The sequence below is a fragment of the Leifsonia sp. RAF41 genome, assembly GCF_052114085.1.
Lineage (GTDB): Bacteria > Actinomycetota > Actinomycetes > Actinomycetales > Microbacteriaceae > Leifsonia.
This window is the reverse complement of the sequence record NZ_JBFREB010000001.1, coordinates 1,209,843-1,233,226: the sequence shown is the minus strand read 5'-3', so window position 1 is coordinate 1,233,226 and position 23,384 is coordinate 1,209,843. Positions and strand designations below refer to the sequence as shown.

Sequence of the window (23,384 nt, the reverse complement as noted above, 5' to 3'; positions counted from 1 at the left end):
GGACGACTCAGACATGCAGGAACACCACCCGCACCACGACGATGGCGGCGCAGACCAGCAACGCGATCCCGGCGTAGAGCGGCAGGCGGTACTCCCAGCGCCGGTTCCGCTCCAGCTCGTCCTGGATGCGCTCCCGCAGTTCGGCTGGAGGTTCTACCGGACTCATCGTGCTCGCTCCCTTTCGGTGGGCTCCCGCTCGGCGCCGACCAGGGCGGCCGCCGCGCCGAGAAGGGCCGGGACGCGCTGGTAGCGACCGACGTCGGTCGCGAGGTGACTGTCGGTGGAGGCAACGATACGCGCACCGGCGTCCTGCAGGGCAGCGATCGCGGCAGGCCCAGGACACCCCCACTTCTCGTTGACCTCGACGATGGTGCCGGTCGCGGCCGCCGCCTGGGCCCAGGCCAGCAGGCGCTCGTCGCCGAGCTGCGCCTCATCCAACCCCACCTTCGGCAGGATCGAGAACCAGTGCGCGAGCTGCGCGTGCGGCGTTCGCTCGCATGCCCGGATGCTCGCCTCGATGAGCAGATCGAGGGCGTCCTCGTCGGAGAGTCCGGCGTCGAGCCGCTCGCGCGTCGCACGCGGAGACCAGGGGCCGTCCGTGCCGGGGAACTGGTGGTCGCCGATGACGACCGCATCCACCCCGCCCGGGCCGACCACCAGGTCGGCGGGGGTGTCCACGGCGCCTGTGGCGTCGAGCAGCTTGGCCTCCACACCGGTCAGGACGCTCAGTCCGGCCGGGATGCGCTCGGCCGCCACCGCGGTGACGAACTCCGGCACCCACGTGGTGGCGCCGCGCACGTGGTCGGTGAGACGGACCGTGCGGAGGCCTGCGGCGGACGCCGCGGCGATGTTCTCGGCGAGCGTGCTCTGGGCGTCGTCGGAGAACGTCGAGTGGACGTGGAAGTCACCGAGCAGTAGGTCGGGCAGCAGGCCGGGCACCCGGCCCGCCTTCGTCCCGCTCACTCCTCGGGTCCCTCCGTGTGGGCGGCGTTCTCGGAGAGGAGGACATCGCTCGGACGCAGGAAGACATCCTCGAGGAAGCGCACGTTCGCCAGTTCCTCGAAGTCGACCGCGGACGGCACCGGCCGCCCGAGCACCAGATCGAGCAGCAGCGACGGCATGTCGACACCCGACGCGATGGTGAGCGGCATGGCTCCCGGGAAGCGCGGGTTCACCTCCAGCAGTGCGGGGACGCCGTCCGTGCTGTAACGCAGCTGGACGTTGGCGACGCCGGTGAGGCCGATCGCCCGCGCGACGTCAGCAGCGGTGTCCGACAGCTCCGGCCGGCGTACGGTGCGTCCGGCGATCGAGACTCCCGAGTCGACGCGCTCGCGCGACCGCGGGACAGCGGCGATCACATCGCCCTCCAGGCTCGCGATCACATCCACCGAGAACTCCTCGCCGGGCAGGTTCTCCTGGATGATGATGCTCTCGTCGGTGCCGAGCGCCTCCAGGGTGCCGCGGTCCGGGATCAGGCGGACGCCGCGGGAGCCGGCGCCGGAGCGGGGTTTGACGATCACGGGGAAGGTCCAGTCGGCTCCGACGCCCTCCCGGTTCAGCAGCCGAGTGACGGGCACGCGCGCCTGGCCGGTCACGCGCTGGACCAGCGCGAACTTGTCGAGGCAGGTGACCAGGGTCTCGTGCGACGGCGCAGCGAGCTTCGTGCCGGCTGCCTCCAGTTCGTCGCGGCGGGCGGCGAGCCCGGGAAGCTCCACGTCGACCGTCGAGAACAGCACATCGATGCCGTCGCCGCGGCTCATGTCGATGAGCGCATCCACGAACCCGTCCGACGTGCCGGGCGGGACGATCCTGCGGCGATCCTCCGGGACCAGGTACAGGCCACTCGCCCAGCCGTCCATGTCGGCCGCGAACACGTCCACGTCCTCGCGGGCGAGCAGCGAGCGGATGACGGCGACGCCGGCAGGGCCGCCGGCGCCTGTGACCAGGACGCGGGTGCGGGTGGAGTCGGTCATTCAACGGTCCTGTTCAGTCGGTTTCCGGAGAGGCGGGCCGCAGCATCCAGCGAAGACGCGGGCATGGAGATATCCGCGGTGTCACGGATCACCTCCAGGGGTTCGCAGCTCTTGCCGCCGCCGAAGCGCGACCAGTAGCGGGCGGTGGCCAGCACGAAGTCGGGCTCCAGGTAGGAGCGCAACTCCGTCTGCGACCGGAAGCAGTCGATGAGCTGCAGCTTCGTCTCGGTGAACCCGTCGATCGGCACGAAGCGTGTCGGCCGGAAGTCGATGGTCGCCGAGGGGCTCTGGTAGCAGCACACCGTCCGCACCGATCGGGTGGCGACATCGGTGGCGGCGTGGACCGCCCGGTGGTCCTGGTGCCGGTCGTGCGAGGAGTGCGTGTAGACGATGTCCGGCTGGATCTCGGCGACGACGCGCTCGATGATGCCCACCGTCGGGTCGGCCGCGGAGATCTGCGTGTCCTGGAGGTCCTCGAGGAACAGCCGCGCACCGAGCAGCTCGGCCGAGGCGAGCGATTCGTGCTGGCGGTCGTTCGCGTCCCCGCCGCGCGCGCCGCGCGACATGGTGAGAATCACGACCTGGTTGCCCGCGTCCCGGTGTGCCGCAAGGATGCCGCCGACGCCGATCTCGACGTCGTCGGGGTGCGCGCCGACGGCGAGCACCACCTGCTGACGTTGCGCCGAGCGCTTCACGCGGCCTTCCGCAGCGAGGCGGTGCACGATCGCGACCAGCTCGGCCGAGGCGATCGGCTTGGTCAGGAACTCGTCCGCCTGCGAGCGAAGCGCCGAAACGGCGTAATCGACGGAGACGTGTGCGGTCATGACGACGACCGGCATCCCCGGATACTGGCTGCGCAGCTCCTTGAGCAGGTCGAGACCGGAGATACCCGGCATCTCGATGTCGGTGATCACCAGGTCCGGTTCGAACTCGGCGATCCTGGCCAGGGCGAGTGACGGATCGGTTATCGCGATCGCGACCGCATCAGCGCGCTTCTCGAGCACTGTCTTCATGAAGAAGGCCACATCCGGGTCGTCCTCGACCACCGCCACCCGGTACTTCGTCACCGCACTCGCCATCGCATCCCCTGTCTCGGAACGACTCTAGTAGGACGACCGGTCCACACGACGGAACGCCCCGACGAGGTGTTCGCGATTTCACCCCGCTCGATTCCCGTGCTAGAGTCATTTCTTGTGCCGCGGGGTGGAGCAGTTCGGTAGCTCGCTGGGCTCATAACCCAGAGGTCGCAGGTTCAAATCCTGTCCCCGCAACTGAAGAAAGACCCTCTGATCGGGAATCATCCCGGTCAGAGGGTCCTTTTGCATGTCTGGCGTTGCCATTACCCCGACCGGCTGCCGCTTCGCTAGGGTCGTCGCAACGAGACTTCGGGAGCAGCAGTGGCAGAGGAGCACGGAAAGGCGACGCAGGCCGCCGTCCGCGAGCGGAACCTCACGACCGCTCTCCAACTGGTGCTGTCCGGCAACGGGACTGCCACCCGGGCGGGGATCGCCCGGAGAACGGGGCTCACCAGCGCCACCGTGTCCTCCCTTCTCGCCGGGCTCATCGCCGACGGCCTGGTCACGGAGGGCCAACTGGCCGAGAGCACCGGCGGCAAGCGCGCGACGACGCTGCGCGTGGCCGCCGAGAACCACGTGCTGCTGTCGCTGATCGTGCAGCCCGGCCTCGTGCGCGGCGCCGTCATCGACCTGCTCGGCAGCGAGGTCGCGACCGCGGCACAGCGTCCGGCGACCCCCGGTTCGCTGGAAGACGTCCGCTCGGTCGTCCGCAGACTCGTCGCGGCGACGTCGGCGCGGATCGTCGCCGTCGGCGTCCAAGTGCCCGGCATCGCGGACGGGCCCCTCATCCGCGAGTCTGTGCAGCTCGGCTGGACGGACGTCGACCTCGGGCGCGAACTCTCCGGCATCGTCGATGCGCCCATCCACCTCATCAACGACGCGGATGCGGAGGCGATCGCCGACACCACAGCCGCCGACGACCCCGGCGCGGACGACTTCGGGGCCAGCCAGCTCTTCGTCTCGCTCAGCACGGGTGTCGGTGCGGCCGTCATCATCGATGGCGAGGTCGTCGCGGGTGCATCGCATCGAGCCGGTGAGATCGGCCATGTGCCCGTGCTCTTCGGTGCGGACGCTCCGCTGTGCGCCTGCGGCAATCGCGGGTGCCTCGAAGAGATCGTCTCGGTGACGAGCCTGCTCGGCCTCCCCCACGGCACCGACCTGGAAGCTCTGGACCTCGCCGCCCTGGCGGCCACGCCCGACTCCCGGCATCGCATCGCGGACGGCGCTCGGGTGCTCGCTCGGGCGCTCCTGCTCGTCGGCGCTGCGCTCGACGTGCCGAACATCGTCATCGGCGGCGCCGCGCCCCGGCTCGGGCCCGAGTTCATCGGCCACCTGCGCGCGGAGGCCGCGCGGCATCCGGTCAAAGCGGCCATGCCCCTCGGGTTCCGGTACGCGCGTGTCGCCCAGGACCAGCCGTACCGTGGCGCAGCCCAGTACGCGCTGCGGTCGGCGCTCGGCATCAGCTGGGTGGGCTGACGCTGCAGCTCAGGATGCGGTGAGCAGCGCCAGCAGGGCGGCGCCGCGCCGGCGGTCGTGGCCGAACGTCGCGATGTCGGCGTACGAGGGCTCTGGGCGCTGGCCCATGTCCACGACGAGGACGGAGCGGCAGGTCGCCCGAACCGCATCCACCACCTGGCGGGTCCACCGGGATGCGGCGTTGTCCGCGCCGACCACGACGACGGGCGTCGCGGTGGCGAGAACCAGCTCCGGGTCGTCGGAGGGTCCGACGGAGACGACCGGGTTGCCGCCCCAGCGCGCCGCGGCCGGACTCCCCGGCTGCGCCCACGCCTCCTGAAGCGTGTACCAGCGGGGCACCCCGAGGACATCGTTGTCGAGCGTCGCCAGCCGCACCACCGTGCAGCGGCTCTGGAAGCGGGGCAGCGTGTCCCGGACACCCGGGGCGAATCCCAGCCGCACGGGAGACTCCGCACGGACCTCGGGCTCGGCGACCAGCGTCATCAGGACACCCCCAACTGCGCGGAGAGCACCATCACCACGCAGCCGCGGAGGACGATGTCGCGGCCGAGGCCCGTCATCCGGATCGTGACACCCGAGTGGAAGCCGGCCATCGTGCGGTTGCGCAGCGTCTCGCCCACCGCGTCGAGCAGGACTCCGTCGATCAGCTCCTCAGGGCCGCTCAGCACCACCTCGGAGAGGTTGAGGGCTCCGACGATCGGTGCGAGGGCCACACCGAGGCGCTGCCCCGCCTCCCGCAGCACCGGGGCGGCGGAGCCGCCGTCGGCCTCCGCGGCCGCGACGCGCGACTCCAGCCGGGGCACGGCGAGCCACGCCTCCAGGCAGCGCTCGCGGTCGTACGGGGCCTCCGGATCGCCATCCGTGCCGACCATGACCTGACCGATCTCACCCGCGGCGAACCGGCTGCCGAAGACGAGCGCGCCGGCGACCAGCAGGCCGGAACCGACACCGTGCCCGAGCTTCACCAGCATCATGTCGCCCTGCGCATCGGCGAAGCCGTGCTCGGCGAGCACCGCGACGTTGGCGTCGTTGGCGACGAACACGGGCAGAGCGGTTCGCTCGGCGACACGGCGCTGGAGCGGCTCATCGATCCAGCCGAGGTTCGGTGCCGCGGCGACGGTGCCCTCCGCATCCACGATGCCCGGCGACCCGATCCCGATGCCCAGCACGGGTGCGGTCGTGGCAGCGACGAGACGGTCGACCAGAGCAAGGACCTTCTCCGTGGCCTCCTCGCCCCTGCTGCCGGCAAGCTCCACCTCGACCGCGCTCAGGATGCGCCCGTCCATGTCGAGCACCGCGCCGCGGAACACGGCGTGCTCGCTGAGGTCCACACCGATGATCTGGGTGGCGCCCCGATTGACGTCGAGCAAGACTGCGGGCTTGCCCGGGCGGGCGTCGTCGCGCTGGCCGAGCTCGACGACGAGGCCCTCGGCGATCAGCTCCCCGATCAGATCGGAGATGGTGACGCGCGTGAGACCCGTCGTGCGGGCGAGGTCGGCTCGGCTCACCCTCCCTGAGCGGTAGAGCGACTGAAGCACGAGCGAGCGATTGTGGCCGCGCGCGTGCTCGGGGAGCACCTTCGTGTGCGGGCGGAGGGCCCGGCCGGGGACGAGTCCTCGGTCGACCTGCGCGGGCCGGTCGGCGACGGCGGAACGCGCGCCCTGGTCGATCACCATGTTTGTTAGTAAAGCTGACAATCAAAGTATGCGCAACCGTTCAGCCCGAGTTTCCCCGAGAACGCCAGAAGGTCGGACACGCATGCCGGGCTCCCTGCGAAGACTTCGAACGGGCCCCGAACATAGCGAAACGGCCCGCGCACTGGTGCGCGGGCCGCCTCGCCGGCTCGTCCTACTTCGCCGCGGGCTGCCCCTCGGCCGCCACGGCGTCGGAGATCGCCTGCTGCAGACGCTTCTGCGCTTCACCGTAGGCAGCGAAGTCACCCGACTTCAGAGCTGCCTGGCTGTCCGAGAGCGCCTGGTTCGCGCGCTGCAGGGCCTCCTGCAGGGCGGTGTTCGAGCCGGACGAGGAACCGCTGCCGGTCCCTCCCCCGGCCGTGCCGCCGCCGGTCTCGCCGCCGGTCTGACCGCCGGTGCTTCCGCCGCTGGACGGGACGTTGTTGTCGCCGGCGTTCGCGCCCGAGTCACCACCGAACAACGCATCCAGAGCCTGGTCGAGGGTGTCTTCGAACTCGATCTTGTCGCCGAAGGCGACCAGCACCTTCTGCAGCAGTGGGTAGCTGGTCTCACCCGACGACCGGACGTAGACCGGCTGCACGTAGAGCAGACCACCACCCACGGGCAGAGTCAGCAGGTTGCCGTTGATGACCTCGGATTTACCCTGCCGCAACAGGTTCAGCTGTTGCGAGACCGTCGGATCGGAGTCGAACTGGTTCTGCATCTGGCCGGGACCGGGAATGGTGTCGCTCGACGGCAACTGCAGGAGCCTGAGTTTGCCGTAGCCGGACGAGACCTTGCCCTTCGTATCGCCGGCATCCGCATCCACGGCCAGATAGCCCTTTAGCACCGACCTGCTCGACTCGCTCGTTCCCGCAGGGATGAAGGTGGAGTAGAGCGAGAAGGCGGGAGCATCCTGCCCCGGCATCTTCATCGTCAGGTAGTACGGCGGCTGGAGGGCCGGGTTGCTCGACGGTGAGGTCGGGTCATTCGGCGTCGTCCAGGCGTCCTCACGGGAGTAGAACGATCCCGCGTCGTCGACGTGGTACTGGCCGAGCACCGAGCGCTGCACCTTGAACAGGTCGGACGGGTAGCGCACGTGGCTCATCAGCTGCGCGCTCATGTCGCTCACCGGCTTGATCGTCGACGGGAAGACCTTCTGCCACGTTTTCAGCACCGGGTCCGAGGTGTCCCAGGCGTACAGCGTCACCGAGCCGTCGTAGGCGTCGACCGTGGCCTTCACCGAGTTCCGGATGTAGTTGATGTCGTCGAACGCGTATGCGGGCTTCGGGGTGTCCTTGTCGGCCGTCGCCTCACTCAGGCTGCCGACGTGCGAGTACGGGAACTGGTCGCTCGTGGTGTAGCCGTCGATGATCCACTTGACCCGGCCGTCCACGACCGCGGGGTACGCCTGCGAGTCGACCGTCAAGTAGGGCGCGACCTTCTCGACCCGCTTGACCGGGTCGCGGTCGTAGAGGATCTGCGAGTCGCTGTTCACGGCGTCGGACAGCACGATCTGCTCGTCCTGGAACTTCAGCGCGTAGACCAGCCGCTTGAAGATGTTGTCGAGCTTCGGGCCGCCGTTGCCGTTGAACGTCGTGTACGTCTGCTGAGCCCCGTCGGAACCGCCCGGGTAGTCGAGCTCGACCTTCTTGCCGCCCTGCGGCGCACCGACGATCGAGTACGTGGGCGACTGCTCGCCGAAGTAGATGCGCGGCTGGTACTCGCCCAGCGTCCCGGTGGACGGGATGCCGGACTCCATGAAGACGGGCTGGCCGTCAGGCGAACGCTGGTTGCCGTACGCGGCCACGAGCCCGTAGCCGTGCGTGTACACGATGGTGTCGTTGAACCAGTTGCGCGTTCCGCCCAGGCCCGACTGCTGCAGCTCGCGCACCGCGACCACCGCATCCTGCTGCGTGCCGTTGAGGTTGTAGCGGTCGACGTTGAGCTTCTCGGGGAACGCGTAGTACTGACGGAACTGCTGCAGCTGCCGGAACGACGGGCTCACCACGGCGGGGTCGAGGATGCGGATCTGCGCCGTGGTCTGCGCGTCCTGACGCAGCGCGCCCTGCTCGGCCGTGGTCTTGGCGTTGTAGGGGATCGTCTCGATATCGCTGAGGCCGTACGCCTCGCGGGTGTAGTCGATCCCCTTCTGCACGTAGGGCGACTCCAGCGTCTTCTGGCTGGGGTCGACCTGGAACCGCTGCACCACCCACGGCACGATGGCGCCGACGACGAGCGCCGCCACGATGAGCAGCGCGGTTCCGACCATCGGGAAACGCCAACGGCCGACGAAGGCGGTCAGCACGAAGAGGATCGCGACGAACACCGCCGCACCCGCCAGCACCGCGCGGCCGGGGATGGTCGCGTTCACGTCGGTATAGGCCGCTCCGTTGATCATGTCGTTGACATTGGAGTCGGTCACCGTGGCGTAGCGGTCGAGCCAGATGCTGATGCCCTGCAGCAGCAGGTAGAGAGCGGAGATCACGGAGATCTGAACGCGGGCGGCGCGCGAGATGCGCACCTCGCGGCCACTCACCCGGATTGAGCCGTACAGGTACGTGGTGGCCAGCGTCGCCAGCAGCGAGATGAGGACCACGGCGGAGGCGAAGCCCACCGCGCTGCGGTAGAAGGGCAGCGCGAAGAGGTAGAAGCCGATGTCGAGGTGGAACAGTGGGTCCGTCTTGCCGTAGGCCGTGCCGTTCAGCCACAGGGCCGCGGTCTGCCAGCGGCTGGCGGCCGAGACGCCCGCGAAGATGCCGAAGACGATCGGGATGCCGTACATCGCCAGCCGGCGCAGCGGCTCGATGACCTGCTGGTAGCGGTCGAGCTGCGAATTCAGCTTGGCGTAGACCGGACGAAGGCGGTACGCGAGTTGGATGGCCAGCCAGAGCGGCAGCGCCATGCCGAAGAACCCGATGAAGAACATCGCGATGCCCGCGAACCACTGCGTCGTCAGCACGTTGAGGTACCCCAGCTGCTGGTACCAGAGGATATCGGCGTACAGTCCGGCGAAGACGAAGAAGAGGATGACCACCGCCACGATCGCCCCGAGGGTGATCCAGATGGCCGCGCGCCGGCGGCCGGGTGGTCGGACTGCAGCAGGTGAACTCACGAATGGCCTTCTTGGTCTCGCGTGGCAGGGGCGAGCACCATCCTAGGCAGTCGACGCTTGGAGAAAGCTGCGCCGTGCATGAACAGTGGCCGCAAGGCCGCTGGGTCAGCCCGCCGGGCAGGTCGGGAGGTCGGCGGTGCTGGATCCGCCGCGCACGGCCTCCAGCACTTTGAGGGAGTCGGCGAGCGTCTTCACCGCGAAGACCTTCAGACCGGACGGGATGTGTCCGCTGACCTCGTCGCAGTTGGACGCGGGCGCGAGGAAGTAGGCCGCTTTGCCGGTGTCGCGGGCGGCATACATCTTCTGCCGGATGCCGCCGATCGGGCCGATCTCGCCCGCGTTGTCGATGGTCCCGGTGCCGGCGATGCGCTTGCCGCCGTTGAGCGCGCCGGGGGTGAGCTTGTCCATGATCCCCAGGGCGAACATCTGGCCGGCGCTCGGACCGCCCACGTTATTGAGCTGGATCTTGACGTCGAACGGGAACGTGTAGTCCATCCCGGCGCCGATTCCGAGCACCACCTGGCCCTGGGACTCGATCGGGGTGATGGAGACCGTCGACGCGGCGCCGTCGCGCACGATGCCGAGCTCGGCCGCCTTCTCCGTGCCGTTGGCTTTCACCGCGGAGCGCAGCGCGTCGATGCTGGTGACGGTCGTTCCGTTGACCGAAGCGATCTCGTCTCCCACCTTGAGCACCTCGGAGGCGGGAGTTCCCGTGATGAGCTGCTTGACCGCGACGTTCTCGGGGAAGGTGTAGCCCAGCTCGTTGAGAGCCGCGGCGATCGCGTCCTGCTGGGAGTCGACCATCAGGGCCGCGTTCTCGGCATTCGACTGCTCGGTCGTCGTTCCGGGCGGGAAGACGGTCTCCAGCGGGAGCACCGCCTTGCTGGGCTGGAACCAGGCGCCGGCGATCTCGAACCAGCTCGGTCGCTGCTCGGGATTGCCGACCACCGAGACCGTCAGCAGGTCGAGGGAGCCGGACGTCGGATACGTCTTCTGGCCCGGGATGGTGATGAGCTCCTTGGCATCCTTGGCGGGCGGGGCTCCGACCTGCTGGTCCGTGCCGAGTGTGTTGAACACGGGACCGGGCTGCTCGATGACGAACGGGGCGGGGACCAGCGCGAGCACCAGCGCCAGGACGACCGCGACGCCGATGGCGACCCAGCCGACGATGACGCGGCGGGGCGGCGCGACGCGGACCGGCTCATCGCCCTGCAGCGTCGGCTGGTCGTCGCTGAACAGGGTCACAGGCCCGTCCTCTCGATCGGTGTTCGCCACGGGCGCACGGCCCGAAGGCGAGCATAGGCCAATTCCCATGCGCCTCCCCGGCGCCAGCGGCTAGCGTAGATGACGAGCCTGAAGCCGAGCCGACGGCTCTTCACCCGACGGCCGGCTCACTTCGAGAAGTAGGGACGCTGACCATGGCCGACGATCGCAACGACGACCGGGACCCGGACCGCGAGGACGACGAGTTCCGCGACATGCTGAGCCAATTCCTGTCAGGGAACGGCGCATCCATCGACCCGAGCCGGTTGGCCGGCGCAGCAGGTCTGCCGAATGATCCGGCCAGCATCCAGGCACTCCTCGGCCAGCTGCAGAACGCTCTGATGAACCCCGGTGGCGGTATCAACTGGGACATCGCCGGGCAGCAGGCCCGCCAGCTCGCCGCCGAGGACGGCCACTCGGTCACTCCGGCCGAGCGCGCCTCCCTCGATCAGGCCTTCCATGTCGCCTCGCTCTGGCTCGACCAGGCCACCGGGGTCGCCGGACTCAGCAGCACGCCCGAATTGATCGGCCGCGCCGAGTGGGCGCGCCAGACGATGCCGCTCTGGACGCAGCTGGCCGAGCCGGTCGCCCTGAGCATCTCGGACGCGCTCACGCGCGTGCTCGCCGAACAGGCGCCGGAGGAGATGCAGGCGATGCTGCAGAATGCCGGCCAGGTGATGCGTTCCATCGGCGGCGCCCTGTTCGCGATGCAGCTGGGCCAGGTGGTCGGGCAGCTCTCCAAGGAGGTGGTGTCGGGCGGAGACATCGGCATCCCGCTGCTGCCGGACGGCCAGGCCGCGCTCATCCCGCAGAACGTGGCGGGGTTCGGTGACGGGCTCGACATCCCGGAGGATCAGATCCAGCTGTACCTCGCCGTCCGCGAGCTGGCGCACGCGCGCCTGTTCCGGCACGCGAAGTGGCTGCGGCTGCAACTCATCACCCAGATCACGGCCTTCGCGAAGGGCATCACGATCGACACCGACGCGCTGGAGTCGCTGGCCGAGAACTTCGACCCTGCCAACCCGGAGGAGCTGCGCGACGCCATGGTGAGCGGGCGGCTGATCCCGCCGCGCACGGAGGAGCAGCAGGAGGCGCTGGCGCGACTCGAGACGGTGCTCGCGCTCGTCGAGGGCTGGGTCGACGTCGTCACCGCGAACGCGACACGGCTGCTGCCGCGCGCCGACGCGATCGCCGAGACGGTCCGCCGTCGCCGGGCCTCCGGAGGGCCGGCGGAGTCGGCCTTCGCGACGCTGGTCGGGCTGGAGCTGCGGCCCCGCCGGCTGCGGGAGGCCGCCGCCATGTGGCAGGCGGTCACCGAGGCGGTGGGGATGGACGCTCGCGACGACCTGTGGTCGCATCCCGACCTCCTTCCCCAGTCGACCGACCTCGACGACCCGTCGGGTCTCGTCGCCCGGCTCACCGCGGCGGCCACCGGCCAGGAGCCGGAGCAGGACGCGCTCGACCAGGCGATCGAAGACCTCCTCCGCGACGATCGGGACCGGCCGACCGAGGGCTGAACCTGTGGACCGATCCCGTCTGCGGATCGGTCTGTGGACAACCGCTGACCCGGTCTTGCCGTGCGGCAGGATTCGGGGATGGTCCTCGCACTCGATCCCCGCATCCCCCGCGTCTGGCGCACGCCGGACTGCATCCAATTCGGGGTGGATGAGCCCGCGCTCGTCCTCGACGGGGTGAGTTCCGCCGACGAACGGATGCTGGTCGCCCTCGCCGCGGGAGTCAGCAGGGAGGGGTTGCAGCTGGTCGCCGACCGCGCCCGTGCGCCGAGTGCGGCGGTTGCGGCGCTGCTCGACCGGCTCGGCCCGGTGCTGGTGACGCAGAGACGGGAGCCGCCGCCTCGTCCCCCACTGGTGGTGCTCGACGGAGCCGGTCCGACAGCGGTGGCCGTGGAAGCGCTCCTGCGGGATACCGGCGCAGAGGTCCGCAGCGGGCTCGACTGGGCGGACGCGGCGGTCGACCGGGCGGACGTCGCCGTGATCGTCGCGGCGTATGCCGTCGAGCCGCAGCGCCATGCCCGGTGGCTGCGTCGCGACGTGCCCCATCTGCCGATCGTGTTCGGCGATGCGGGCGTCACGGTCGGGCCGTACGTCCGGCCTGGACGCGGGCCCTGCCTGCGCTGCGTCGACCTGCACCGGACGGACGCCGACCCGGCCTGGCCGGCGATGGCGACGCAGCTGCACACCCGCGACGCTCCCGCGGAGACCGGGATCGTCGCGGCCGCGACCGCGGCGCGGGTGGCCGCCCTTCTTCTCGCAGAGCGAGGAGAGGGGCGTCGCACGACGCCGTCGGGAGTGAGCGCTCGGCTGCCGAGGGGTGCCTGGGACTGGGTCAGCCGCGAGTGGGCGCCGCACCCCGAGTGCGGGTGCCTCGGCCTCCCGCCGTGACGGACGGTCCCGCATCGGACGGGCGCGGGGCGGTCGGGCGCAACTCCGCGAGGAACCGCGAAGGCTGCCGGTGGGAGGGACGGCCCGCCTGGTTGCTGCGCGCCGCCCAGCTGAGGCGCAGCCGTCGCCGGGCACGGGTGATGCCCACGTAGAGGAGTCGGCGTTCCTCATCCACTTGCTCGAATGTTCCGGCGTAGCTGATCGGGACGAGGCCCTCGCTCAGACCGATCACGTACACGGACGGCCATTCGAGGCCCTTCGCCGCGTGCAAGGTGGCCAGCGTGACGGCGGACATGGTCGGCTCGTGCTGTCCGGCCTGCCGCGCGAGCAGCTCGTCCGTGAAGCCGCGCATCGTCTGCCCGGGCGGCTGCTCGTCGACCAGGCCCATGAGGGCGTTCAGCGACTCCCAGCGCTCCCGCACGGCCCCCCGCACTTCCGGTGGCTGGACGGACCAGCCGAGCGAGCGCAGGACATCGCTGACCGACTTGAACAGCGGGTCTGCGCTCGCCACCAGGCTCGCTGCTCGGAGCGACATGACCGCCTGACGCACCTCCGGCAAGTCGAAGAACCGCCGGGCGCCGCGGATCTGGTAGCTGATCCCCCGGTCGCCGAGCGCCTGCTCGAGCGCCGCGGCCTGAACGTTGACGCGGTACAGCACCGCGATGTGCTCGGGTCGTGCCCCTGCGGCGAGCTCGCCCGCGATCTGCTCGGCGACCGCACGAGCTTCGGCACGGTCATCCTCGTAAGCGGCGGGCTCCGCCACCGGCTCGGCCACCCGGTCGTCACCGTGCGCGACGTCGGCCGGCCGCAGCGTCAGGGCGCCGGACCGTCCGCGCATCAGGCGGTTCGCCGTGTCGATCACCGGAGGAGTCGACCGATAGTTCTGCTCCAGTCGGACGACGGTGGCGCCGGGGTGCTCGTGCTCGAACCCGAGCAGGTAATCGCTGCGGGCGCCCGCGAACGAGTAGATCGTCTGGCTCGCGTCGCCCACCACGCACAGGTCCTTCCGGGTGCCCAGCCAGAGGGCGAGCAGCTGGTGCTGCAGCGGTGACACATCCTGGTACTCGTCCACCGTGAAGAACCGGTACTGCTCGCGGACCTGCATGGCGACAGCGGGTTCGCTCTCGATCATGCCGGCGCACGCGAGCAGGACATCCTCGAAGTCGATCTGCTTGCGCTCGTCCTTGAGATCCTCATACCGCTGGAGCAATGCGGCGACCTGCTCGGGCGAGAGCGAACCGGGAGTCGGTCGCGCGGCGGCGGTGTACTGCTCGATGCCGAGCCCCGAGACCTTCCGCCACTCGATCTCGGCCGCCACATCGCGCAGCGTCGCCGTGTCGACCTTCAGTTTGAGGGTTTCAGCGGCGTGGCCCAGGATGCGGCCCTTGCCGTCGAGCACGGACGGCAGCTGGCCACCGACGACCTGCGGCCAGAAGTAGTTGAGCTGCGCCAGAGCCGCCGAGTGGAACGTGCGCGCAGACACGCCACCGGCTCCGAGCTGACGCAGCCGGCCCCGCAGCTCCGCGGCCGCTCGGGCGGTGAAGGTGAGTGCCATCACCCGGTTCGGTGCGTACGCACCAGAAGCCACGCCGTACGCGATGCGGTGCGTGATGGCCCGCGTCTTGCCGGTGCCGGCGCCGGCCAGGATGCAGACGGGACCGAACAGGGCCTCCGCCGCCACCCGCTGCTGAGCGTCCAGACCGGCGAGCAGCGCGTCCGGACCCGTGGAGGGCTCCGTGCTCACGGTGCCGGCGGCTCGTCGAGTGGTCCGCCGTACCAGTCCTCGATGAGGGATCGCGCGATCGACGACCGCCCCGGCAGGATGATCTGCTCCCGCGCCTCCCACAGCTCGTCACGGCTGAACCAGCGCACGTCGAGGATCTCCTCGCCGTCCGGATCGAGCGCCGACGCCGACTGGTCGTCGGCAAGGCGCGCCGTCATCCCCACCATCACCGACGCCGGGAACGGCCACGGCTGAGAGCCCTTGTAGCGCGCGTCCACGACTCGCACCCCGGCCTCCTCGAACATCTCGCGCTCCACCGCCGCCTCGAACGACTCCCCCGGCTCGACGAAACCCGCGAGCAGCGAGTAGCGGGAGTGCTCCCACATGGCGTTCGAGCCGAGCAGGAGCCGGTCGTCCTTGTCCAGCACGGTCACGATCACGGCGGGATCGGTGCGCGGGAAGATCTCGGACCCGTCCTCCAGGCAGCGGCGCACCCATCCGGCCTGCTCGACGACGGTCGGTGAACCGCACCGCGGGCAGTGCGTGTGCGAGGCGTGCCAGTTCGCCATCGCGAGGGCTTCCGTGAAGAGCCCGGCGTCGCGATCCGTCAGCGCGGTCGCCACCGTGCGGAGGTTGCCCCAGCGTGCCTCGTCCGGCTCCAGCTCCAGAGCGGCCGCGTCGGTCAGAACCTGCAGAACGACAGCAGTGCCGGCCGGCTCGGTCTCCGCGGCCACCGTCGTGCGGCCGAGGTAGACACGAATGAGCGCAGAAGTGACCCGCTCCACCGGGAGGAGTTCGAGGGACGCGGGGCCTGCATCCGGCGACGACCAGCCGTCCGAGGCCGGGGTGGCGGCGGCGATGCTCTCGGCGGTCAGCAGCGCGCGGCCCTTCCAGAGCGCAAGCACGCGCGTGGTCGGCTCCTGCCACAGCTCGTCGAAGAGTGCCGGACGAGAACGCGCCGCATGGTCGCGGTCGGTCGCGTGACGCGACAGCGGGAGTGCCGCGAGCGGCAGAGTGGGAGTCAGTGCGGACGACATCGAGGTCCTTTCGGGGCGTGGCGGAGGCCGAACGCAGGTGAGGTCCAATTAGCCTAGATGCATGGCCAGATCCCACTTCACTCTAGCCGCGCTGGCCACCTCGGCCGTCCCCGACCTCGACGTCTCCGGCGCTCGGAGTCACAGCGCCGGCGGCTCCGGCGACTTCGACTCCGCGCTGCTGAGCACGAGGGACGGCGCGACCGTCATCGTGCGCGTCCCCACGACTCAGGTCGCGGAGACCGAGCAGAGCGCCGACCTGGTCGCCTTGCGCGCGCTGACCACCGGCATCCGCAGCAGGCTGCCGTTCGACGTTCCCCACTACCGGGGCCAGGCTCCCGTTGCCGGAACCCGCGCGGTCGTCTACGACTACCTGCCCGGCCGCCACATCACGGTCGAGGACGTGCCCCCGGGCGACGGCCTGGCCGGCTCCATCGGCCACGCCATCGCGGCCATCCACGCCCTTCCCACCGCGTTCGTCGGCGAGGCGGGGCTGCCGGTGATGTCGGCCGCCGAGTGCTTGACGGCGGCCAACTCGGTGATCGAGTCCGCCGCATCCACCGGCCTGCTGCCGACCGCGCTGCGTGACCGCTGGCGCGACGCCGCGGCCGACCACTCGATCTGGCAGTTCCAGCCGACCGTGATCAACGGCTCGCTCACCGCCGAGTCGTTTCTCGTTGAAGACGATGTCGTCTCGGGAGTCCTCGGCTGGTCGGCGCTGCGCGTCGGCGACCCGGCGCGCGACCTGCACTGGCTGCTGGCGATGAACCCGGAGGCGACCGACGGCGCGCTGGGCGCGTACGCCTCCACCCGCCAGGTGGCCACCGACCGGCAGTTCACGCAGCGGGCGATGCTCTACGCGGAGCTCGAGGTCGCCCGCTGGCTGCTGCACGGCCGGGAGGTCCGCGACCAGACGATCGTTGACGACGCCGTCGAGATGCTCGACGGCCTGGTAGATCGGGTGCACAGCAACTCGATGAACCCGCTGTCGACCGCCACCGGCCCGATCATGGCCGTCGGCGATGTCGAGGCGATGCTCGACCGCACGCCGGGCGACCGGGCCGAAGGCTACAACCGCTCGGGCGGCATGAAGCCGGTGGCCGACGACCAGAGCGACGTCAACTCCTCCTCCGCGTAGAGCCGTTCGGGCCGCACCACGCGGTCGTCGGCGACGAAGTAGAAGACGGCGTCGATCCGTTCGGGGTCGATGCCGGCGTAGCGCGCGAAGGCGAGACGGTAGAGCGCGAGCTGAAGCTGCTTGCGCTCCAGATCGTCCGCGTCGCGCGGCGCCTTCCCGGTCTTCCAGTCGACGATCTGGTAGTCGTGGAGTCCGTCCTCGGACCGGTAGATCGCGTCCAGCTTGCAGACGACGACCTGTCCGGCGAGCGTGATGTGGATCTCCAGCTCGACCTCTTCCGGACGGCGCCCCGACCACTCGCTCCGCTCGAACGTCGCCTTGAGCTCCGCGAAGCGCTCGGCCTCGAGGATGTCGCCCGCGGGGTCGTCGAGCTCGGAACTGTTTGCGTCGAGTTCGTCGGCGGCTCCGGCGATCGTGCCGAACCGTTCCTCCACCCAACCGTGGAAGAGCGTACCCAGCCGGGTCTGCCGGTACGGACGCTCGGGCATCGGCCTCCGCAGCGCCGTGGCGACAGCCGCCGGGTCGCTGACGTAGTCCTTGAATCGGGACGCCGGGATACGCGCGGGCAGTTCGACGAGCCCGGCCTCCTCCGCGCGGCGGGCGCGCTCGGCGAGCAACAGGTCGAGGTCGCGTGCGTAGCTGCCGCCGTCGCCCGCGCCCTGCTCACGGGCTCGCCGCACGGCGTCGGCGGCGGCCTCAACCCGGGTACGGCGCGCACCCAGCGGCTCCAGGGGCCAGGTGACGGTCGCGGAGGTCAGCGCCAGCGGGTTCTCATCGGGTTCGTCGCAGTCGGGAAACGCATCCTCGGCGAGCAGACCCGCCGCCTGCAGTTCGAGCAGGTAGGCGCCGGGGCCGCGGGGTTTCGTCTGCGTCGACCAGTACGACCCGGTCAGCAGCAGACGGCGTCGGGCGCGGGTGACCGCTACGTAGATCAGGCGGCGCTGCTCGTCGAGGTGACGGGCGACGTTCTCCTCCTCGAACGCGACGATCGAGTCGTTCACGTCCTTCTGCGTGTCGGCGGTACGCCACGCGATCACCGGCAGCTCGGCGGAGTCGCCGCGGAACTCGTTCGGCAGCTGCCCGAACGACAGCCACCCCTTCCGGCTCTGCGGCGGCCCGGGCAACTCGCCGTCGACGAGGCGCGGGATGGCCACAACATCCCATTCGAGCCCCTTCGCACCGTGGATGGTGAGGATCTGGACCGTTCCGGGCTCCGCGTCCTCGTTCCGCGGCGCCAGGTTGTCGCGCTGCTCGGCCTCGGCGAGCCAGGAGAGGAACGAACCCAGGGTCGCCTGATCGTCTGCCGCCAGATAGGAGGCCACCTGCTCGGCGAACGCGTCGAGACTGGCCTGGCCGAGCTGCGCGGTCTCGTTCGCGGCGACCTCGATGTCGAGCAGCAGCTCCTGCTGCACGAGGGTGACGAGGTCGAGCAGGTCGAGACCTACCCGGGAGCGCAGGTGGTCGAGGCGCCGTGCCGCATCGCGCATCCGCTCGAGCCCGGCCGGGCTGAAGCCCTCCAGGCGCCCGTGGCCGTCGGGCGCTTCGAGCACGAAGTCGAGCGCGTCCACCAGGGAGGCGCCCTCCTCGCCGGCGACGGAACGGCGGAGGCGGTCGCGGAGGTCGGGGTCGAGTCGCTGGTGCCGGTGGTCGCGCTCGGCGAGCCAGGAGGCGACATCCCGGAGCGCAGCAATGTCTTTGGGGCCGACGCGCCACTTCGCGCCGCTGAGCAGCCGGATCAGCTCCGACCCGGCGGTCGGGTCGTGCATGACCCGGAGGGCGCTCACGAGATCGGCGATCACCGGCTGCTCCAGCAGACCGCCCAGACCGAGCACGTGATACGGGATGCGGTGCCGCGCGAGCGCGCTCGTGAACACGTCGATCTTCTTGAGCGACCGGCAGAGCAGCGCCGCACTGGGCGGGACGCCCCCGGCGTCGCGCTCCCGCAGCCGCTCGCCGAGCCAGCGAGCGACGGTGTCGGCCTCGTCGGCCACGGTCTGCTCGAACGCGGCCGCCAGCTCGCCCGCGACCGCACCCGGCCGCGGTTGAAGCTGCTCGACGTGCACCGGCGATGCGGCGGTGAGCGGTGCCACCAGCACGTTCGCGGCGTCGAGGACCCGCGTCGGGTTCCGCCAGCTCGTGCTGAGGGCGTATTCGTCCGCCGCGCCCGGGGTGCCGGGACGCTCGCCGGTGAAGTCGGCGGAGAACCGACCCAGGTTCGCCGCACTGGCGCCGCGCCAGCCGTAGATCGATTGGTGCGGGTCGCCGACGGCCATGACCGGCTGGCCGGCGAACAATCCGGAGAGCAGACGGGTCTGGACCACCGAGGTGTCCTGGTACTCGTCGAGCAGGACAACGCGGAACCGCCGCCGGTAGTCGGCGACGACCTCGGGCTGGCGTTCGCACACCGAGAGCGCCAGTGCCACCTGGTCGGAGTACTCGACGAAGCCGCGTCGCCGCTTCTCGTCCGCGAACGCGCGGGCGAGGTCGAGCAACGGCGGCAGCGAGCCGACCGCGTCGACCGCGGAACGCACCGAAGCGTACAGCTCCTTCACCCGGCCGTTGCCCGTGGGAAGCTCGGCGACGCGCGCGAAGTGCTCGACCATCCGCTCGACATCCGCCGCGTCGGCGACGTTCTCGCTGAGTGCCCGGCTGAGACCGACGACCGCGCTGGTGACCGCCTCCACCCCGCGGTCCAACTCGACGAGGCGGTCGTCGGTACTGGTGACGACGAGGCGCCGCGCGAGCTGCCAGGCGGACGCCTCACTGAGCACCGCCGACTCGGGCTCACGACCGATGAGGAGCGCATTCTCGCGGAAGATCGCGTTCGCGAAGGCGTTGTACGTGGCGACTTCCGGGGCCTCGAAGGGGTCGAATTCGACATCGGTCACCCCGGACGCGACCAGCTGCTCGATGCGGGTGCGGATGCGCCCGGCGAGCTCGCCCGCCGCCTTGCGGGTGAAGGTGAGCCCGAGGATCTCGGGAACGCGGACGTGACCGTTCGCCAGCAGCCAGACCACCCGGTTCGCCATGGTCTCGGTCTTGCCGCTGCCGGCGCCCGCCACCACGATGGCCGGACGCAGCGGTGCCTCGATGACCGCCTGCTGCTGCGGCGTGGGCATCGGCAGGTCCAGAGCCTCGGCGATGGCGGCAGCGCTGAGTGCGCGAACAGGCTTCCGGGTGGCGGCCTCGGGCTCCTGCGCTTCCGCCAGCGTGAAGGCCTGCTCCACCAGGTCCAGGTCGGCCTGCTCGGCCGCCCACTCCAACAGGCTGTCGTCGTCGATGTGCGTCGCCTCGTCCGTCATGCTCCCCCTCCCGCGCTGACCGCCGGCACCAGGTGGATGCGGTACTCGTACTTTCCGTGCGGGTCGCGTTCGCCCAGGTCGACCACTCCGGCGAAGGTGGCCGCAGCCATCCCGTCGGCGGCCCGGGCGACGCGCTCGCGCAGCCGCTCGAGGGCCGCGTCGTCGACGCGGTCCTGGGCCACCTCTCGGTAGCCCTTGCCACGGACGCCTTTCGCGACGAAGAGCAGCTTCGCACCACCGGACGGCCGCTCGCCGGCCTGTTCGATCGCTCCGTGTTCCAGCGCGAGCTGGTAGGCACCCAGCTGAGCGTGCTCGGCGGCCGCGGACGGCGTTCGGTTGCCGGTCTTGAGGTCGACGATGACGACCGTCCCGTCGGGCGTGTGCTCGACGCGGTCGATCGTTCCGCGGACGAGGGCGCGGCCCACCCGCAGCTCGAAAGCGCCCTCGGAGCCGAGCAAGGTCCCGCCGGCGCGTTCGAAGTCGCGCAGGTACTCCGAGACGCCCGCCGTCAGCGTGCGCGTGCGCCTGCGCTCCTTCTCCTCCAGCCACGGCGATTCGAAGGCCAGCTCTCCCCACCGCTTCTCGATGCCCTGCCAGAGCCGTTCGACGCTGAGATCGCGGTCGTCGCTCGTGCTCGCCTCCTCCATGACGGCGTGGACGACCGTGCCGATTCCGGCGGCGAGCCCGCTGGGCGAGGCGGCCATCGTGTCGACGAACCAGGCCAGCGGCGACTTCTCGAACGTCTCGAGCCGTGACGGCGAGACGCGGACCACCGTCTCCGGGTCGTCCAGATCGACCAGAGGTTCGACGGTGGACGGTTCGAGCAGTCCGTACCAGGACGACGGATCGGCGCCGTCCACCTCGGCGTCCGCCAGGCGGGCCAGGGCGTGTGCCGCGTCGGGCGCACCGGTCGTGACCAGACGACGGCGCAGTCGTCCGACCATGCCGCGCAACGACAGCGGATGGGCTCCCTCGTCCTCGTCATCGGTCGCGAGCTCCCCTGCGAGGCGGAGGAACGGGGAGGGCTGCTCGTCGTCGTTGGCCGTCGCGGTGATCAGCACCTGGCCGCGGGAACGGGAGACGGCGAGCGCGAACATCCGCAGTTCGTCGCCGAGCACCTCGGCGCGCGCATCTTCCGTTTCGGTCGCGCGACCCTCCACCGCATCGGCGAGCTCCTGCGGGTGCAGCAACGAACCGCGGAGGCGGAGGTTGGGCCAGACGCTCTCCTGCAGCCCGGCGACCGCCACCACTTCGAACTCGCGACCGATGGCCGCGCTCGGCGTGCAGACGAGCACGGCCTCGCCCGCGGTGCGGGCAGCGAGGGTGTCTTCCGGCACCTCGGCACCGAGGAGCTCCACGACGAAGTCCGAGGCCGGCCGCTCGGGGTACCGCTCCACGAACCGCCGGGCGGCGGTGAACAGGGCGACGATCCCGTCGAGGTGGCGGTTGGCCTCATCGGCGACGATGCCGCTCCGCTCCGAGTGCGCCAGCCAGCGCGCGGCCAGACCGCTGCGCTCCCAGGCGTGCCACAGCAGCTCCTCCACCGAGGCGCCCTGCGCCGCCTTCTCGCGGCCCGAACGCAGCGTCTCGGCCAGCCGGGCGGCGCGGCGTGCGGGCGCGGCGTCGATCGTGGCGAGGTGGGCAGGATGCTGCAACGCCTCCACCAGTAGTTCGTCGCCGGGACGGTTGCCCTCGCCGGAGAGCTCCTCCTGGCGGAGGGCGAGCCGGAGCCGGCGCAGGCTGACGCTGTCGAGGCCGCCGAACGGCCCGAGGAGAAGCTCGGTCGCGGCGATCGGCGTGAGCTCGATCGCGCCCAGCTGGACACCCACCACGGTCACCAGCTGACGAGCGGCGAAGTCGTCGCGCAGCGGCCTCCCGGCGATGCTCGTGGTCGTCGGCACCTCCGCGACCGCGAGGGCGCGCGCGAGGGCCGGGACGTGTGCGCCGGACCGCACGATCACCGCCATCTCGCTCCACGGCACCCCGTCGAGCAGGTGCCGCTCGCGCAGCTTGCGAGCGAGTCGTGACGCCTCCGACGGGGCGGAGGATGCGACGAGCCGCACGACCTCTGGGCGCTCGTGCTCGTCGCCCGCCACCGCCTCCGGCTCGGGCCGCCCGGCTGCCGCCGTACGCTGCACGCCCGCCGCCGCCGTCCCGATCCGCTCGGTGACGCGCGCGGTCAGCTCGCGAAGTGCGGGTGTCTGCCGGTGTGCCGTCGTCAGGACGAACCGCGTCACCGGGACGCCGAGCCGTGACTCCAACTGGCCGAGCGCGGTCGTCTCGGCGCCGCGGAACGTGGTGGAGGCGACATCCGGGTCGCCGAAGGCCACGACGGCGACACCGCGATCGGCGAAGGCGCGCAGCAGAGCGAGGGTGGCGACCGTGGCCTCCTGCAGATCGTCGACGAACACGGCGCGCAGCCCGTCGAGCGAGCTGCCCTCGCGAACGACCGTCACCGCGGAGGCGATCAGCTCCGCGGAGTCGACGAAGCCACCGCGATAGCTGTCGACCACCAGTTGGTACTCGGCGATGAAGCGGGCCGCGGCACGCCACTCGTCGTGGCCGGTGATCGCACCGAGCTCCGACAGCCTCGCCGGCGTGACCCCGCGCTCGGCGCAGCGGGCCATCAGCTCGCGCAGCTCCGTCCGGAAACCGCGCAGCGCGCGCACCTCCTCGACGAGCGGCTCGGGCCACGCCGGGCCCGTGCCGTCCTCCATATGGCCGCTGAGCAGCTCGGCGATGATCTGGTCCTGCTCGCCACCGGTCAGGAGGCGCGGCGGCTCGGCACCTGTGCGGCGGGCGCGCTCCCCCACCAGTTGGAAGGCGAGCGAGGTCGCGGTCCGCGCGAGCGGGCCGTTGGTCGGTACGTCGAGGCGGAGCGCGATGCGGTCGCGCAGGGCCGTCGCTGCTGTGCGGGATGCGCTCAGCGCGAGAACTTCGTGCGTCGCGTAGCCGCGCCCGAGCACGCGCTCAGCCACCGCCTCCACGAGCGTCGTCGTCTTGCCGGTGCCCGGTGCGCCGAAGACCGCCGCGGCCGCGCCGTCGGGCAGGGTGAGCACCTCCGCCTGGGAGCCGTCGAGCGCCACGGGGCCCGCGACGGCGTCCCGTTCGGCGCGCATCCGGAAGCCTGGCGTCGTCATGTCTTTCACGGTATCGGCGTCCGCCGACAGAGAACGCGAGCGGGGGCCGCGAGCCGTGTGCCGTAGTCT

The 23,384-nt window shown here is 70.8% G+C and carries 16 protein-coding genes and 1 tRNA gene; 5 read left to right on the top strand and 12 right to left on the bottom strand.

Annotated elements, in window-relative coordinates:
* Positions 1–7: 7 nt before the first annotated feature.
* The 4 genes from AB4Y74_RS05870 to AB4Y74_RS05855 are packed head-to-tail and all read right to left on the bottom strand — an operon-like array spanning position 8 to position 3,052.
* Positions 8–166, bottom strand: a complete 159-nt coding sequence (locus AB4Y74_RS05870) for a hypothetical protein (protein ID WP_441798179.1) — start codon at positions 164–166, stop codon at positions 8–10.
* Positions 163–963 carry a PHP domain-containing protein gene (locus tag AB4Y74_RS05865; RefSeq protein ID WP_441798178.1) on the bottom strand — a complete coding sequence of 267 codons (801 nt, stop codon included), beginning with the start codon at positions 961–963 and terminating at the stop codon, positions 163–165. The genes AB4Y74_RS05870 and AB4Y74_RS05865 overlap by 4 nt, the downstream gene beginning before the upstream one ends.
* Positions 960–1,973: an ATP-grasp domain-containing protein gene (locus tag AB4Y74_RS05860; RefSeq protein ID WP_441798177.1), complete on the bottom strand. Its 1,014-nt coding sequence runs from the start codon at positions 1,971–1,973 to the stop codon at positions 960–962. Before AB4Y74_RS05860 ends, AB4Y74_RS05865 begins: the two co-directional genes overlap by 4 nt.
* A complete protein-coding gene (locus tag AB4Y74_RS05855) occupies positions 1,970–3,052 on the bottom strand; it encodes a response regulator (protein WP_441798176.1) in 1,083 nt (360 codons plus the stop codon). The genes AB4Y74_RS05860 and AB4Y74_RS05855 overlap by 4 nt, the downstream gene beginning before the upstream one ends.
* Before the next feature lie 118 nt (positions 3,053–3,170).
* Here AB4Y74_RS05855 and AB4Y74_RS05850 point away from each other — a divergent pair.
* Together AB4Y74_RS05850 and AB4Y74_RS05845 are read left to right on the top strand one after the other, a co-directional pair.
* Positions 3,171–3,244: transfer RNA gene (locus AB4Y74_RS05850), tRNA-Met, on the top strand.
* Positions 3,245–3,370: 126 nt separating this feature from the next.
* Positions 3,371–4,525 (top strand): ROK family protein, encoded by a 1,155-nt coding sequence (locus AB4Y74_RS05845; protein ID WP_441798175.1) that lies wholly within the window; start codon positions 3,371–3,373, stop codon positions 4,523–4,525.
* Between the two features lie 9 nt (positions 4,526–4,534).
* On the opposite strand, the gene AB4Y74_RS05840 is transcribed toward AB4Y74_RS05845, so the two are convergent.
* The 4 genes from AB4Y74_RS05840 to AB4Y74_RS05825 form a co-directional block, all read right to left on the bottom strand.
* A complete protein-coding gene (locus tag AB4Y74_RS05840; RefSeq protein ID WP_441798174.1) occupies positions 4,535–5,008 on the bottom strand; it encodes a hypothetical protein in 474 nt (157 codons plus the stop codon).
* Positions 5,008–6,201 carry an ROK family transcriptional regulator gene (locus tag AB4Y74_RS05835; RefSeq protein WP_441798173.1) on the bottom strand — a complete coding sequence of 398 codons (1,194 nt, stop codon included), beginning with the start codon at positions 6,199–6,201 and terminating at the stop codon, positions 5,008–5,010. Before AB4Y74_RS05835 ends, AB4Y74_RS05840 begins: the two co-directional genes overlap by 1 nt.
* A 172-nt stretch (positions 6,202–6,373) precedes the next feature.
* Positions 6,374–9,313 carry a UPF0182 family membrane protein gene (locus tag AB4Y74_RS05830; RefSeq protein WP_441798172.1) on the bottom strand — a complete coding sequence of 980 codons (2,940 nt, stop codon included), beginning with the start codon at positions 9,311–9,313 and terminating at the stop codon, positions 6,374–6,376.
* A 105-nt stretch (positions 9,314–9,418) separates the two neighbouring features.
* Positions 9,419–10,558, bottom strand: coding sequence for a YlbL family protein (locus tag AB4Y74_RS05825; RefSeq protein ID WP_441798171.1), 1,140 nt, complete (start codon positions 10,556–10,558; stop codon positions 9,419–9,421).
* 173 nt (positions 10,559–10,731) lie between these two features.
* Here AB4Y74_RS05825 and AB4Y74_RS05820 point away from each other — a divergent pair, with 173 nt between their 5' ends.
* Both AB4Y74_RS05820 and AB4Y74_RS05815 read left to right on the top strand, forming a co-directional pair.
* The gene (locus tag AB4Y74_RS05820) at positions 10,732–12,093 is read left to right on the top strand and encodes a zinc-dependent metalloprotease (RefSeq protein ID WP_441798170.1); all 1,362 of its coding nucleotides are present in this window, start codon (positions 10,732–10,734) and stop codon (positions 12,091–12,093) included.
* Positions 12,094–12,171: 78 nt separating this feature from the next.
* Complete coding sequence (locus AB4Y74_RS05815) at positions 12,172–12,978, top strand: hypothetical protein (RefSeq protein ID WP_441798169.1); 807 nt, start codon at positions 12,172–12,174, stop codon at positions 12,976–12,978.
* Here the strand turns inward: AB4Y74_RS05815 and AB4Y74_RS05810 are convergent.
* Together AB4Y74_RS05810 and nudC are read right to left on the bottom strand one after the other, a co-directional pair.
* Positions 12,923–14,722: an ATP-dependent helicase gene (locus tag AB4Y74_RS05810; RefSeq protein ID WP_441798168.1), complete on the bottom strand. Its 1,800-nt coding sequence runs from the start codon at positions 14,720–14,722 to the stop codon at positions 12,923–12,925. The two genes, AB4Y74_RS05815 and AB4Y74_RS05810, sit on opposite strands and share 56 nt — an antisense overlap.
* The gene (gene nudC, locus AB4Y74_RS05805; RefSeq protein ID WP_441798167.1) at positions 14,719–15,738 is read right to left on the bottom strand and encodes an NAD(+) diphosphatase; all 1,020 of its coding nucleotides are present in this window, start codon (positions 15,736–15,738) and stop codon (positions 14,719–14,721) included. Before nudC ends, AB4Y74_RS05810 begins: the two co-directional genes overlap by 4 nt.
* Before the next feature lie 61 nt (positions 15,739–15,799).
* Here nudC and AB4Y74_RS05800 point away from each other — a divergent pair, with 61 nt between their 5' ends.
* Positions 15,800–16,873: a phosphotransferase gene (locus AB4Y74_RS05800; protein WP_441798166.1), complete on the top strand. Its 1,074-nt coding sequence runs from the start codon at positions 15,800–15,802 to the stop codon at positions 16,871–16,873.
* Here the strand turns inward: AB4Y74_RS05800 and AB4Y74_RS05795 are convergent.
* Positions 16,804–20,175, bottom strand: coding sequence for a UvrD-helicase domain-containing protein (locus tag AB4Y74_RS05795; protein WP_441798165.1), 3,372 nt, complete (start codon positions 20,173–20,175; stop codon positions 16,804–16,806). The genes AB4Y74_RS05800 and AB4Y74_RS05795 overlap by 70 nt on opposite strands.
* Complete coding sequence (locus tag AB4Y74_RS05790; RefSeq protein ID WP_441798164.1) at positions 20,172–23,315, bottom strand: ATP-dependent helicase; 3,144 nt, start codon at positions 23,313–23,315, stop codon at positions 20,172–20,174. The genes AB4Y74_RS05795 and AB4Y74_RS05790 overlap by 4 nt, the downstream gene beginning before the upstream one ends.
* Between the last annotated feature and the right edge of the window lie 69 nt (positions 23,316–23,384).

Coding starts and splice junctions, on each gene's coding strand:
- AB4Y74_RS05870 (WP_441798179.1), bottom strand. CDS start 166: ATGAGTCCGGTAGAACCTCCAGCCGAACTGCGGGAGCGCATCCAGGAC.
- AB4Y74_RS05860 (WP_441798177.1), bottom strand. CDS start 1,973: ATGACCGACTCCACCCGCACCCGCGTCCTGGTCACAGGCGCCGGCGGC.
- AB4Y74_RS05855 (WP_441798176.1), bottom strand. CDS start 3,052: ATGGCGAGTGCGGTGACGAAGTACCGGGTGGCGGTGGTCGAGGACGAC.
- AB4Y74_RS05840 (WP_441798174.1), bottom strand. CDS start 5,008: ATGACGCTGGTCGCCGAGCCCGAGGTCCGTGCGGAGTCTCCCGTGCGG.
- AB4Y74_RS05835 (WP_441798173.1), bottom strand. CDS start 6,201: ATGGTGATCGACCAGGGCGCGCGTTCCGCCGTCGCCGACCGGCCCGCG.
- AB4Y74_RS05820 (WP_441798170.1), top strand. CDS start 10,732: ATGGCCGACGATCGCAACGACGACCGGGACCCGGACCGCGAGGACGAC.
- AB4Y74_RS05815 (WP_441798169.1), top strand. CDS start 12,172: ATGGTCCTCGCACTCGATCCCCGCATCCCCCGCGTCTGGCGCACGCCG.
- nudC (WP_441798167.1), bottom strand. CDS start 15,738: ATGTCGTCCGCACTGACTCCCACTCTGCCGCTCGCGGCACTCCCGCTG.
- AB4Y74_RS05800 (WP_441798166.1), top strand. CDS start 15,800: ATGGCCAGATCCCACTTCACTCTAGCCGCGCTGGCCACCTCGGCCGTC.
- AB4Y74_RS05795 (WP_441798165.1), bottom strand. CDS start 20,175: ATGACGGACGAGGCGACGCACATCGACGACGACAGCCTGTTGGAGTGG.
- AB4Y74_RS05790 (WP_441798164.1), bottom strand. CDS start 23,315: ATGACGACGCCAGGCTTCCGGATGCGCGCCGAACGGGACGCCGTCGCG.